At 43.0% G+C, this 13,922-nt stretch carries 11 protein-coding genes; 8 read left to right on the top strand and 3 right to left on the bottom strand.

What is annotated here, in order from left to right; translation table 11 throughout:
* Positions 1-201 precede the first annotated feature (201 nt).
* Together KXD93_RS14935 and KXD93_RS14930 are read left to right on the top strand one after the other, a co-directional pair.
* Positions 202-2,748: a hypothetical protein gene (locus KXD93_RS14935; protein WP_258137971.1), complete on the top strand. Its 2,547-nt coding sequence runs from the start codon at positions 202-204 to the stop codon at positions 2,746-2,748.
* Between the two features lie 15 nt (positions 2,749-2,763).
* A complete protein-coding gene (locus tag KXD93_RS14930) occupies positions 2,764-5,271 on the top strand; it encodes a hypothetical protein (RefSeq protein WP_258137970.1) in 2,508 nt (835 codons plus the stop codon).
* A gap of 114 nt (positions 5,272-5,385) precedes the next feature.
* Here KXD93_RS14930 and KXD93_RS14925 read toward each other — a convergent pair whose 3' ends face one another.
* Entirely contained in the window at positions 5,386-6,357 is a 972-nt protein-coding gene (locus KXD93_RS14925; RefSeq protein ID WP_258137969.1) for a hypothetical protein, read from the bottom strand.
* A 294-nt stretch (positions 6,358-6,651) separates the two neighbouring features.
* Here KXD93_RS14925 and KXD93_RS14920 point away from each other — a divergent pair, with 294 nt between their 5' ends.
* From KXD93_RS14920 to KXD93_RS14905, 4 genes are all read left to right on the top strand, one after another.
* Complete coding sequence (locus KXD93_RS14920) at positions 6,652-7,335, top strand: hypothetical protein (RefSeq protein WP_258137967.1); 684 nt, start codon at positions 6,652-6,654, stop codon at positions 7,333-7,335.
* A gap of 129 nt (positions 7,336-7,464) precedes the next feature.
* A complete protein-coding gene (locus tag KXD93_RS14915; RefSeq protein ID WP_258137966.1) occupies positions 7,465-9,360 on the top strand; it encodes a DNA topoisomerase IV subunit B in 1,896 nt (631 codons plus the stop codon).
* A 170-nt stretch (positions 9,361-9,530) separates the two neighbouring features.
* Positions 9,531-10,028 (top strand): cytidine deaminase, encoded by a 498-nt coding sequence (locus tag KXD93_RS14910; protein ID WP_258137965.1) that lies wholly within the window; start codon positions 9,531-9,533, stop codon positions 10,026-10,028.
* Between the two features lie 58 nt (positions 10,029-10,086).
* On the top strand, positions 10,087-10,746 hold the full coding sequence (locus KXD93_RS14905; protein WP_258137964.1) for a GDSL-type esterase/lipase family protein: 660 nt from the start codon (positions 10,087-10,089) through the stop codon (positions 10,744-10,746).
* 122 nt (positions 10,747-10,868) lie between these two features.
* Here KXD93_RS14905 and KXD93_RS14900 read toward each other — a convergent pair whose 3' ends face one another.
* Positions 10,869-11,294, bottom strand: coding sequence for a nuclear transport factor 2 family protein (locus KXD93_RS14900; RefSeq protein WP_258137963.1), 426 nt, complete (start codon positions 11,292-11,294; stop codon positions 10,869-10,871).
* A gap of 194 nt (positions 11,295-11,488) precedes the next feature.
* On the opposite strand from KXD93_RS14900, the gene KXD93_RS14895 reads away from it, so the two are divergent.
* Positions 11,489-12,004, top strand: coding sequence for a YdeI/OmpD-associated family protein (locus tag KXD93_RS14895; protein ID WP_258137961.1), 516 nt, complete (start codon positions 11,489-11,491; stop codon positions 12,002-12,004).
* Positions 12,005-12,006: 2 nt separating this feature from the next.
* Here the strand turns inward: KXD93_RS14895 and KXD93_RS14890 are convergent, their stop codons facing one another.
* Entirely contained in the window at positions 12,007-13,029 is a 1,023-nt protein-coding gene (locus KXD93_RS14890; RefSeq protein WP_258137959.1) for a hypothetical protein, read from the bottom strand.
* A 389-nt stretch (positions 13,030-13,418) separates the two neighbouring features.
* Between KXD93_RS14890 and KXD93_RS14885 the strand changes: the two genes are divergently transcribed.
* Positions 13,419-13,796: a GxxExxY protein gene (locus KXD93_RS14885; RefSeq protein WP_258137958.1), complete on the top strand. Its 378-nt coding sequence runs from the start codon at positions 13,419-13,421 to the stop codon at positions 13,794-13,796.
* Positions 13,797-13,922 lie beyond the last annotated feature (126 nt).

Genomic DNA, 13,922 nt, shown 5'->3' with positions numbered 1-13,922 from the left:
TTTCACTTTGTTCCGGGTGTTCCATGTGTAAAAATGGAACGCTTTGCCGGCGTGGATACAAAATTTGCGCTTACTGGCTTAAGAAACTCGATTAGGGAGTGCGTTTCGGGCGTGCGGACCGGGGCGATCCCGGTCTGCCCGATTCGCTAATTGCTTCTGAATGTGATTAAGTAACCTATAAATCAATCAATAAAGAGAGCCATGCGCAGGTACATCCTTGTGATATCATTAATGCTTTTAAGCTTGTTTTCATTTGCCCAAAATGCAGATGATGCGGAGTTTCAGCGCATAATGCAAGCCTATAAGGAAAAGATAAAGCATGTGCGTACCCCGCAGGAGGGGATAGCTTTGTTAAACGAGATGCAGGCCAAGCAAAAGGAATATTTGGCCAAAAAGCTGGATACTGTAACAAAAATAAAAAACCGGATAGGGTATGACCAGGCTGTAACAGCACTTGGAGCATTGAAAACCAAACAAGGTAACGCCAGGTATGAGAATAACCCCTTGTACACAAAGTGCAAGGTTGAGATGACCTATAATTACACCCAGGACGACCGCAGCAATGGCGATACGGGTTACGCTACTTTTAAAGGAAACGGGCAATGTTCGGTAAAATTGACTACCTATTTGTTTAAATACCTTGGCAAGATTGTATTGGAAACGCCGCCTAGCGCTATTGTGAACAAGGCAGTTAGCGGAAGCGTAACTTCCACCGGGCACGATATTAACACAGGCGGCTCGTATACTTATAATGAAAGCGCTTCAGCCATTGATGGTCCGGTGCTGGGTATTTCGCTTAATTATGAAAGCCCGACACATTGGAGTGCTGCCGCAAAAGTTATATTTAAAGGAACCCATACCGATAACCTCGGCGCATCGCTGATTGATACGCCGGACGTGCATCCGTCTGCTACCAATGATAATGGCAAACTTGTAATGCAAGGGAATAATATTACCATCACCTGCAACTATAACGAAAATACCAGGACAGGCACCGGTAAACATATACAAACACACAGTTTCACCGGTACGCTCACCATCAGGATCTCGCCTGCAAATGATGACAAATACATAGCCTATTTTGAGCCGGTTGGTGGTCAGCAGGTATATGAGCAATGGATGCCGGAGGGTTACCGATCCACCGTTGGTCCGCATGGGAATTACATAGACATAAAAATAAAAGTAGAAAGCCGTACGCAGCAGGGGCAAGACTTTACAAACCAAATAACCCACATAAGCTGGGAGTTGCCAACTGATGAGGTGAGCCGCGTGCCAGGTTATGCAAGCAATGCCCCAAGCGAAAGTGAAGAAAAATACAACAGCCCGCAGGCAGGCGACCCGATAAGCCGGCTTGCGGATATGCAGTTGCAGCTAATTAGTGATCAGCCTGATACTGCGATAGAAAATCTGCAGGCAACCTCAACGGTCAATAACAATTATACCATCCGGGTCTATTCGTTTGATTGGGGTGGATATGCCAAGCTGGTGGCCCATGTAACACTTACGGACGGCACTGTAATTGACGCGAAGGAGCGCACATCCGGAAGCGAGTTCCTGCTTTTACCAAAGCGCGATGGAAACTCAAAAGTGGCAACCTGGTTTAAAACAAAATACCATTGCCTTGACAAGAACGACCTTGCAGATGATGAAAAAATGGGCGGTGATGACAGTTATCCCGGTGATGGCTTTACGCTTTACGAAGAATACCGGGGCTTCATAGAAAATAAAAAGCACATAAACGGCGACCCAAAGGTTAAGGATGTAATGGTGTATAATGGCATTAATACCGACCGAAGCAGGGATGCCATGGCTATGTATGAAAATGCCTTGAAGGGTGCTGGTACGGTTAGCCTTGTTAAAACGCATAACCGGTTTTTGCATAGCGAGTTTGGCATAGTTGAAACGAACATGGAAGAGGGGGCAGGCGACCTTGCTGTTGAGAAAGGTGTTACCCCCATCGACGAAAATAAATTCCTGAACTTTAACTACTTGCCCGAATTGCACAGCGTTAATCAACACGGAATTGCTTTATACCACGCATCAAATTCACGCGATTCACAGGCTGCAACTAAAATTCCGCGGCAACTGGGCACCCCGAAAAACTTCTACTTTATTTATGTTGCTACAAACCTCAGCCCCGCACCCGGGGCATTTGCAGAAGTAAGGGCCAATGTTGACAGAACAGGAAAGACAACTATTGATCCGAACGGAAGCCAGATAATCAGGACGGATGAATACGCGGTAACTATTGCCCATGAAATGCTGCATGATTCGCACATATATCATCATGGCGACAATGGTGAGTACAATGGCTTAAACCGTTCGACGTTTACGCCGGCCGATAATAATTTCTGGCTGGTGAATGGCACAAACAGGGTAAAACTTTTTTGGGAAGGAAGCAGCCATACACAAATCCTTACCAACGACCAGACTTTTAAAACCATGCTGGCCGTATCGGGTAATGGCTTGATCATCGGTACACGGCATGGCTCGTTCAGCGGGAACGAAGACTGTATTATGCGCTACGATAATGCCCTGGCCTATTGCGAATCGAAAACCAGCACCGAAATTTTTGTGATCAACACTTCGGCCCCTTATGCAGAGCGGACCGGCACACACCTATGTACATCGGGAGATGGAACGGGTGTTAACAACGAGCAGGGGCGGCCTAACAGGTACGGAAATGCTGCAGAGGGCAGAGGTAATTGTATCCATCAATTTTGTATCAACGATAAATATGCATTATAAACCAATACCAGCATCATGAAAAATATTATTTGTGTAATGAAATTACTTGCGTTGCTTTTAATGATCAGCCTAACAGCACAGGCACAAACACCTACCGATGAGCAAGCAAAGGAAATGGCCCGCAAAATGATGACCATGACGCCGCAGCAAATGATGAAATTTCGCGACTCATTGATGAAAGCAGTAATGAAGCACGAGGCAAGGGTAATTCCCAATGGCGACCAGCTGCTGATTCAGCATCATTATGATACTACGCACACTTCGGTTCACTTTTACTATTCCAGAACAGTCTCGGAAACGCATACTAACGGGGGGACATCAGGGCAATCAACTTATTTATGTGTTGGAAAATCGGCCAGGGCGCCGATGATATATGAAGCGAACGGGCACACCATAGTGAAATGTGCGATGAATCCGGCAGGCGCAAATACCGACGAGATAGATAAGATGGTCAACAACATCAACAAAGACAAAAAGTACATGACTACCGATCAGGCCACCAAGGGCCAGGATGTCGCCGCTCAAATGGCATTTTCGTCTATGGCAGTCAATGATAACTCGATTACCGGTTCAGCCAGCGAAAACAGCCACTATAGCGGAGCAGGGGGAAATACGATTATCGTTACACAGCCGCCTATAATAAACATGGGCTTTTCGTTTACATACGACCCGGTGCAGGTAATATCCACTGTAGGTGTGGGCGCTACCATAAATATTCACACTTACAGCGCCGATGACAAAGGCAACCACAGTGATACCAAAGGCACTACCGGTTTAGGCATGGATGCCATGACCGACCCTCATTTTGCGAAGATGGTAGGTTTGGCCACTCCACCTGCCACTAACCCCGACGATGCTTATATACACGTTGACAAAACAGCATACGGTTTTAAGATAAGTTATTACAAACATCAATATCTGCGCGAGCAGAATGCAAACATTACTGAAACCCTTACAGCAGATATTGGCGGGCCTGACCAACAATATGAGGCCGTGTTAAAGCCAATGCCCAGGAGCAAATACGAAACATGGTTGCCAAAGGGGCCCAAAGTTGATGGCAGCGACGATACAAAAGGGGATGACAGCTCAAAATTTTATGTAGAAGTACACGACAAAAACAACCCCAATATACTTTACCCGGGAAATTTTACTGTACGTTATGCGTTAAAAAACATAACCCATTACAAAGGCTTTAATAGCAATTATCCGCTTGAAGGCGCTGATGATAAGGCTGATTTGAAAATATCTGATAGTACAAAATATTTCTGGTTAAACGCCTTTGACCCAAGCAAATGCACCGACAGTGTTGCCACCTCGGTGATAAATAATGGCAGCCTGGCCATTGTGCAAATAACCTGTATGGATTACGGGGCCTGGGCCAGGTTAACGGCGGAAGTTACACTCGATAATGGCGACGTGATAAACGCGAGCCCTTATTATGATAAAAACAAAACCTACATTACCATTCCGTATGATAAGGACGACAATAAAATTGCCGACTACTGGGAAGAACATGAGCATATTTTGGGCTACGGCTATGGCCCGAATTGGGACAGAGACTTAACACCCGATAACGGTAACCTTGGTGATAACATTCCATTAATAGACGAGTATCGGGGGTTTTTGACAGAGGATGACGACTTTAAACCGGTTTACAGCCAGCTATCGCCCCAGGTTAAGGAGCTTTTTACCATAGGGCTTGCGGATATGACCGGTTTTGGCGCAACATATAAGGCAGCCATAAGGGCAGGTGCGCTGGGATATGGAAAGGTGACAAATGTAAAAGTGTACCATTTCAGCAATTCAAAATACGGACGTCTCGAAAATTCAATAATGAATTCAACTTACGGGCGGTGGGTGAACTTTAACAGCCCTACCAACAAGCATTTACATGGTATTGCCATATATGCCGACGATAACCTGGCCGTACGGGACGACCAGAAAAAAGCGCTGGCTACCACAATTCCGTTGATAGGGGTTGACGCAGGGAGTCGCGGTAATGGTGCGTTTGTGCCGGATGAAGTAAAGGAAATTCACTTATGGACCAACTACATCGTTAACGTGCAGCCTTTTAAACCCAGTGAATTTTTGCCTGGTCAGCATCCGGTCGACGAAGCTTTTACGCGAAGAATGGCAACCGCTATGGCAGCTACGAACGCCGAATTTCACGTTAATATCGATGTGAACCACGCATCGCCGGTTGTAGCCCAATACTACGATGACAATATAACCCGCCTGATAACATTTACGATAGCGCATGAGCTTTGTCATGCCACCCATATTCATCACCACCATATTGCTGATATGAATACTGATGAATTCGCATTTTATAAAGGGGTAGGCAATTGCCTGATCCGGTATTGGGGCGATAGCGACTTTATGCCGAATTGCGCAACCTGGCGGCAGATGTATATTTTTGGTTTTTGGAACCCGGCAACTATGCTTGCACCCGGAGGCCAGCCCATGGTGCTATGCACTAGCCAGGACGATTGTTTTCACCAAATGAAGCTGACAACGAATTAATGAGGGAGTCTGTAGTCTATAGTCTTGAGTCGAAAGTCAAAATTATGGCATGTCTTCTCTCACGACTTTGTACTCCTGACTCAGGACTTCGGACTCAAGACTCCCGACTCCCGACTACTTCTTCGTCCCTGTTACATTTAAAAAGATAATACTCTTATGCGGGATGCCAAGCGTTTTGCCGGGTGTTACATCAAGGTACAATTTCAGGTAGCCATCTGTAATTCCCTTCATGGCATTGTCAGACGACTCCTTGTATTCAGGCATAGTAGCGAGCAATGATTTGCGGAAGGTTATAACCCCCTGGTCGTCAACAAAAGCGGTATAGGAGTAGTAAAAATCAGTATAAGCCTTGTGAATGGTTACCTCGTATGTTGGCGAAAGATAATCGTCATACTCCATTCCTCCATTTACATCGTCGGGCGGTGTAACCAGTTTTTTTACACTGATAAGTTTGCTTTTGGGCGTTAAAATTGCGGGTTGAGTTCCGGCAAATGCGCTATCGGCAATTTTGGCAGCCAGCGCGGCTTTTGCCTTTATGTATAACGTGTCCTTACGGCTGGGTTTCCATATGGTAGCCGGGTCAGCCTTGAGTACATTTTTAATATAATCGTTAGTGTAAAAGGTCATGAACACATGCGATTTTTCCTCCTGGATGATGTTTTTATGTACATGCAACACCATGAACTGGATGCTGTCCTTTTTGATATATCTTAACTTAAGCCAGGCCCAAGCCACGTTGTATACGGAGTCGTGATCAAATATTACCGGTGTGTTCAGGAACCTTTTCTTTTTTGGGCTGTATATATTTACCGAATCTGTTGAGGGAAAGGAAATGCGCCATTCCGGGACCAATTGATAACCTACCGGGCTAAAGGAAAGCCCGTTATCAAAAGTGCGCTTAACTTCGGTGTATTTTATCCCAAGGATGCTTTTCAATAACGCCTTTGATTTTATGGCGTCTTCCTTTCTTTTTTCCTCAAACTGCACCCGTTCCGGCACATGTTGAATACAGGAAGTAAACAACAAAGCGCAAATGAACAAAGTATATAAATTTGAGGAAGCTTTCTTAAAGGCGGATGTATTCATATTTAAATTCACAGGGGCATTTTTGCCGCTAAAATAACGATTTTGGTTGATTGAGCCGGTAATTAACTATCTCATTAGTTGTTTCTCAACAGTTAAACTGTAAACTATTATGGGAAGTAATGATAGAAGGGCTGCGATTGTTAAGAATGTATCTAAATTAAACGTAATCAACTTATTACCGGGTTAAACTGATATATTAATAATGCTTAATTGTTTATTTTATAAATTTATATTTTAATTTTGTTAACATTGATTCCCGATTAATTGTTTAATAATACTATTGTTTGCCCCGGAATGAAAGCGGTTTTGAAGCGAATTATGCAAATACTGGCGATTGGAGCGGGTATGCCGTTTTTTTCGCCGGCACTCGCACAGCCGAAGCGTCCGGTTCCGGTTGTTAAGCGCCCGGTTGCTGTTGTTAAACATGTAGCCCCTGTAACCCCGCAGCTGGCCGAATTTAACCACCTTGCTGCTCAGGCAGATGTTATTTTTACATTTCCAAGGGGATTTAAGGAAATCCCGGCTCCTGATAACGACTACTTTTCGTTTGATTATGCAATGACTATCCCCGGTAAGGATTTTGAGATCTGGTTTACAGTAAAATCACAAAAAGAAAATTGGGCCAGCTATGAAAAATCGAAAAATGCTCCAAATGCTGAACTCGCTAATCCTGACTCAACCTATGTGTCATTAGCCGATGCACACGCAGCGGCATTTACCGGCGAAACGAAATATTTTGTAAAAAATATCCCTCCGGAAGTATTGGCAAGATATAATGCCGACGCAGGAAAATCATACCTCCTAACGCTGCTCGATCTGCCCGCAACCAAACGCTACAAATATGCCCTGCTGATCACTCTTCAAAAAGACCATACCGGGATAATTATGGCTGTTTGCTTTACTAATGACAAAGGCCCGGAATTCTTTAAAAATATTGACAGGGCAAGTAACTGCTTAAAGTTTAAGCCGCAAGGTTAACAATGTTGATAAGTTAAAACATTCCCCTGATAACTTCTGCGGCGAAGTGTTATTTTTGCCATACGGACATGTTATGTTTTGCGACAAACTGTTCACCCTTTTCCCTTAATTTAATTGTACAAAATTTAAATGGCTGAAGCTGTAAATTATAGTGATGATAGTATCCGTTCGCTGGATTGGAAAGAGCATATCCGCTTACGGCCCGGGATGTATATTGGTAAGCTTGGTGACGGCTCGGCTTATGACGATGGTGTGTACGTTTTGCTGAAGGAGATCGTTGACAACTCGATAGATGAGTTTGTAATGGGTGCCGGCAGGACGATAGAGATCACAATGAGTGATCATAAGGTTTCTGTGCGTGATTATGGTCGTGGTATTCCATTAGGAAAGGTGATCGATTGCGTATCCAAGATAAATACCGGCGGTAAGTACGACAGTAAGGCATTCCAAAAATCGGTAGGTTTAAACGGGGTAGGTACAAAAGCAGTTAACGCGCTTTCAAACTCGTTCATCGTACAATCATACCGCGATGGACGTACAAAGCTGGCTGAATTTGCAAAGGGTGAACTGGTGCGGGATGAGCCTGAAAAGGAAACATCACAGCGTAATGGCACTGCGATAAACTTCTTGCCTGATGATACCATTTTCAGGCATTACCGTTTTATCCCGGAATTTGTCGACAGCATGATCTGGAACTATGTGTTCCTGAACTCGGGCCTTACCATAAACTTTAATAACCAAAAATATTTTTCGGAACGTGGCCTCTACGATCTGCTTACAAAAAACACCGACGTTGAAACACTGCGCTATCCGATCATTCACCTGAAAGGGGAGGATATTGAAATAGCGATGACCCACGGCCAGCAATACGGCGAGGAGTATTATTCGTTTGTTAACGGCCAAAACACCACGCAAGGCGGAACACACCAGGCCGCTTTTCGTGAAGCCGTGGTAAAAACCATTCGCGAGTTTTATAAAAAGGAATTTGACGCGTCGGACATCCGCGCATCAATTGTTGCTGCTGTTGCCATTAAGGTGCAGGAGCCTGTATTTGAATCGCAGACAAAAACAAAGCTGGGCTCGCAAAATATTGGTCCGGAAGGGCCATCAGTGCGGGCTTTTATTGGGGATTTTATAAAACGGGAGCTCGATAATTACCTCCATAAAAACCCGTCAACCGCAGATGCTTTGCTGAAACGCATCATGCAGTCAGAACGGGAGCGTAAGGATATCGCCGGCATTAAAAAATTAGCCAACGAGCGTGCTAAGAAGGCATCGCTGCATAACCGCAAGCTGCGCGATTGCAAGGCTCATTTTGACGAACCCCATGAACGTAAGCAGGAAACTACGCTCTTTATCACAGAAGGTGATTCGGCCAGCGGATCGATCACCAAATCGCGTGACGTAATGACGCAGGCCGTGTTCAGCTTGAAAGGTAAGCCGCTTAACTGTTTCGGCCTAACCAAAAAAGTGGTCTATGAAAACGAAGAATTCAACTTATTGCAGCATGCGCTGAATATTGAGGATGGGCTGGATGATCTCCGCTACAATAACATTGTGATAGCCACCGATGCTGATGTGGACGGGATGCACATTCGCCTGTTGCTAATGACTTTTTTCCTGCAATTCTTCCCCGACCTGGTAAAGGCCGGGCATGTGTTCATATTGCAAACCCCGTTGTTCCGTGTGCGTAATAAAAAGGAAACTATTTATTGTTACAGCGACGAGGAACGCCGCAATGCCATTGCCAAATTAGGTGTCAAGCCAGAAATAACCCGGTTTAAAGGTTTGGGCGAGATCTCGCCTGATGAGTTCGGTTTATTTATAGGCAAGGATATCCGCCTTGATCCTGTTATATTGAAGGATGCCAATATAAAGGCCCTGCTTGAATATTTTATGGGTAAAAATACACCTGCCCGCCAGATGCATATCATCAACAACCTAAGAGTTGAAAAGGATGATGAAAGCATTAACCCGCTGGTTGCGGAGGATGTTGATAGCATTGAATTGCCGGTTGCTGTTTAAACTAAGATTCTTTGGATTTTTAGGATAGCAGGATCGTATCAGCACAGGTAGCTTTGACAACTTTTTAAAAGTTGTCAAAGCTTAAATCCAATAAAATTAATCATGAAAATTCTTTAAATCCCGAAATCGTGTCGTATATTGTATCCCCTTGTTTTTTCAGGGATCAAAAAATGACAGATCACGAAATAAAAATAAACTTTAAAGAGTACAATTCCCTTACCGAACTTAACCAAACCGACCAGGCGCTTTGCCACGAAGCGGTAAAGGCAATGGCTGGATCTCACTCGCCATATTCAAAATTCAGGGTAGGCGCGGCGTTGAGGTTACAAAGCGGAAAAATAATATATGGCAGCAACCAGGAGAATGTTGCCTATCCATCCGGTCTCTGTGCCGAGCGGGTCGCCTTATTTAATTGGGGCGCCAATCATTCCGACGATCCCATCGAAGCAATGGCCGTAACCGCGAGTACCGACGAATTTGAACTTTTGCAGCCTGTTACCTCATGCGGCTCATGCCTGCAGGTTTTGGCCGAATATGAAAAAAAGCAAAACAAGCCGGTAGAAATTATCTTATTCTGTAATAACGGCCCGGTTTGGGTAATGAACGGCGTTGAAAGTTTTTTGCCATTCCTGTTTTTTGAAAACAGGTTAAACGTTGAGGCAAAGTAACAGATGTGTGATCAACCGGCGAAAGTGTGGTAAATTGTTTAGGTTCGGGTTACCGATTATGAAAGCAAAAATATTATTACTCTTTTTAGGCATCGCCCTAAGCACCCAATTGCATGCGCAAACCGGGTTTCCGTTTGATAACGAGATCCGGGCATTCAAACACCAAGATAGCCTGAATTTCCCGCCTAAAAATGGAATTCTGTTTATCGGCAGTTCTTCTATCCGCAAATGGACCGACCTTGAAAAACGCTTTCCTAACGAACCAATTATCAGGCGTGGTGTTGGTGGTTGTGAACTTTGGCAGATAGTGAATTATTACACGCCATACATTTTGTTCCCATATCAGCCACGAAAGATTTTTATTTATGCAGGCGAGAACGATATCGCCGCAGGTAAAACAGGCAAGTTTGTATTTGAGGAATTTGAGAAGCTTTGGGAAATGATCAACAAAAAGCTGCCTAATACAACCGTATATTTTATGTCAGTTAAGCCAAGCCCAAGCCGGGCAAAGTTTTTTGGTGAGGTTGAAATTGCCAACAAGCTGATAAAAAATTACCTCGCCAATAAACCGAATAGCACTTTTATTGATGTGAGTACAACAATATTGAAACGGAATACAGCAGTTTCCGATTCTTCCTTATTTGAATCAGACTTGTTGCACCTTAACAGCAAAGGGTATGATAGGTGGCAGGAGGTACTGGAGCCGTATGTGAGGTAGAGATTAGTTAACTAGAGACCAGAGATTAGTTGAGAAACTTCGGATGAGTCACATCAAATAAAAAAGGCTCCCACCACGGAGCCTTTTTCTAACAAACTATTTAACTAAACCTAAAAATTTTCTTATCTAAAAACGCTGTACACATTGGTAATTTTCCAGCCGTTGCCGGTATTTGCAATGGTTACATAGTTATTGCGCACAAAATTGTCATATTTCATGGCAACCTTTACAATGGTTACGTTGGCAGTGCTTTCAACAATTGATGTGCTTGTAGTGCAGGCTTGCTCGATGTTTTTATTGCTGTTTAAAAATTCAAGCATTTCCTTTTTTCCGTAGCTAAGTACAGTTTTGCCACGCAGCATGCTGAACTCAGCCGACTTATCTAAAACATCGTTAAGTCCGGCTACTTTGCCACGGGTCATGGCGTCAACAAACGTATTGATCGCGTAGTTTACGTTTGATTTGTCGTCGTTGATATTATTTGCTTTTGCTGCGCCGCATACCACCAGTAGGGCTAAGCCGAGTACGATTGATTTTAAAGTTTTCATATTGTTGTGATTTATTTTTGTTTTCGTATTTGAATATAAGACAGCGCAACTATTTGATTAGTTACAACACAAATTAGTTTTAACAAACATTTAACAATTTGGCTTATTTTTGTTAATGTGGGCATTAAAAAGGCGGTTTTTGTTATCCGGACTCGCGGCTTAAAGGCTTATCATTAAAGATCTTTTAAAGCACTATGGTATCGTACAACACTATTATTCTTCAATTTGGGGAACAAGGCGAAAAAACCGGCTGGCGATACATTGTGGTACCTGTAGATATTGCTCAACAATTGAAACCTGGCTGTAAAAAATCGTTCAGGGTTAAGGGCTCATTTGATAATTTCCCAATAAAAGGTGTGGCATTGCTGCCGATGGGAGAGGGCGAGTTTATTATCCCGCTTAAGGCAGAAATAAGGAAGGCATTACATAAGAACAGCGGCGCAATGTTACAAGTGAGCCTGGAAGAGGACCTGGATTATAAAGTTGAAATTCCGGATGACCTTAAAGAGTGTTTTGATTTTGAACCGGAAGCCTTTGCGTTTTTTAATAAGCTGCCGAAATCACACCGCGACTACTACATTAAATGGATAGAAGGAGCCAAAACAAATGAAACCCGGGCTAAACGCATCATAAATACCGTTAATGCCATGCTGCGCCAGTGGGACTATGGGAAAATGATGCGGGAGATGAAGAAGGAAAGGGAAAGTTAATATTAGCAGTGGCTTTGGTCCGTTAACTTTTTAAACAACTCAACATCATCCACATTCATCAAAATGGTGCTGAATTCTTTGCTTGCACCGTAAAGTTTATCAACCAATACCGGCTCCTTAAATTTAATAAGCATATTGCCACTGTTTTTGGTAATACCGCCTTTAAGATAGCTTTCAGTTGAATGATAGTCGTAGCCTATTTTTTCTACCGAATTTATATTGCCGATAGTGGTAATAGTTCTCCAGCGTAATCCTGTGCGCAATACCAGTTGGTCGTTATTGATCAATACTTTTCGTTTAAGAATTGCAGACAAATCGGCAATAAATAAAATAAGTGTATAAAGAGACAGTACAGTTACTATGACAGCGGCTGTATTGCTCCATTTTCTCAATAGAAAATGAAAGGCCACAATCTCAACTATCATGGCGAATATAAATATGCACCACAACGGAACGTAGCCAAACTCTTTGTGTGTACTAATTGTGTCGCCGCCCACGAACGCAGATTTTTCCTTTTTCCAAAACAACAGGCCATATCTTAATACGGCTAATTCAGATGCTACCACTTTCACTCCCAATGATTCACCGATAACATCCGCCATTGCGCTGCGTAAGTTATAGATCGGGTCGGCAAAAACTGCCCGATGAGCTTTGTAGGCGTTGTTTAGCTTGTTGAATTTAGTTATGGCGTAAATTATAAAAGCCAGTTCGGCCACGGCGGTTAGCTTGCGTACTTGTAAAATATAGTCCCGCTGATGTTGCGGCAATACAAGGTAAGCTACTCCGCAACATAAGCTTATAACCAGCATTAATTTTTTAGGTGATATTTTTAGCGGGCGGATGATTATAAAATAATAAAGCGCCGGGAATGTGATTACAAAATCAGCCAGCAGCCCATCGGCAATCTTATCCTTCACTGCTATCGGGACAAGATGAAGCATCAGCATTCCTCCAAAAAATATCAGTAATGCAATGGTTGATATAATTATGATATTCCTGGTGGGCTTGGCTAAGGCGACTGTCATGATTTGAAATTTTATAAAGGTAACGAATGTTTTGAATGCCGTAAATAGGTAATGGAGGCACGTGGCCAATATAAGACGGATAATTCTTCGCTAACATCCAACTAAAAAGAAATTGTTGTGCCTGATGATAAATTGATGGAAGAAAGAGATGTAAGAGGGGCAGACTGGGAAAAATAGCTTGTTTGTTTTTTAACACAGAGATACGGAGGAGGCACGGAGATAACAGAGATTGATTGTTTGAGATAAAACGAGAGATATTAGTGTTTTTAAACCAGTGTCCTCTGTGAAGTTCTTTGTGTCTCTGTGTTAAAAAAACGCTATCAAATATTTTCATAAATATAAATTCTCCTATCTTTATTCATCGCAAACCAAAAATCACAATAAATAAAATGCAAATTGAAAACGATTTAGCAACCGAGGTTATGGGTGCGTCAATAACCGTTCACAAAGCGCTGGGACCCGGGCTGCTGGAATCTGCTTATAAAGAATGTTTATTTTATGAGTTATATAAAAAGGGCTTATATGTAGAAAAAGAAAAGCCGTTACCATTGGTTTATGAAGAAATTAGAATGGACTGCGGGTATAGGCTGGATATTGTGGTTGAGAATAAACTGATAGTAGAGATTAAAGCAGTTGAAAGTTTAGCTGATATTCATTTGGCACAAGTGTTAACCTATTTAAAAGTTTCAGGGTGCAAATTGGGGTTGTTAATAAACTTTAATGTCTTGATGCTAAAAGACGGTATCCGACGGGTAATTAAAACTTAAATTTCATCACGCAAAGACTCAGTGCCCTCTGCGCCTCCTCCGTATCTCTGCGTTAAAAATAACCATGGGATAAGAATGTTGAAAGTTAGTAATGTGTTAAAAAATCAGCTGCCTCAAAATCCGCAC

The sequence above is a fragment of the Mucilaginibacter phenanthrenivorans genome (assembly GCF_024721155.1).
GTDB classification, from domain to species: Bacteria; Bacteroidota; Bacteroidia; order Sphingobacteriales; family Sphingobacteriaceae; genus Mucilaginibacter; species Mucilaginibacter phenanthrenivorans.
This window is presented reverse-complemented; position numbering and strand designations above follow the sequence as displayed.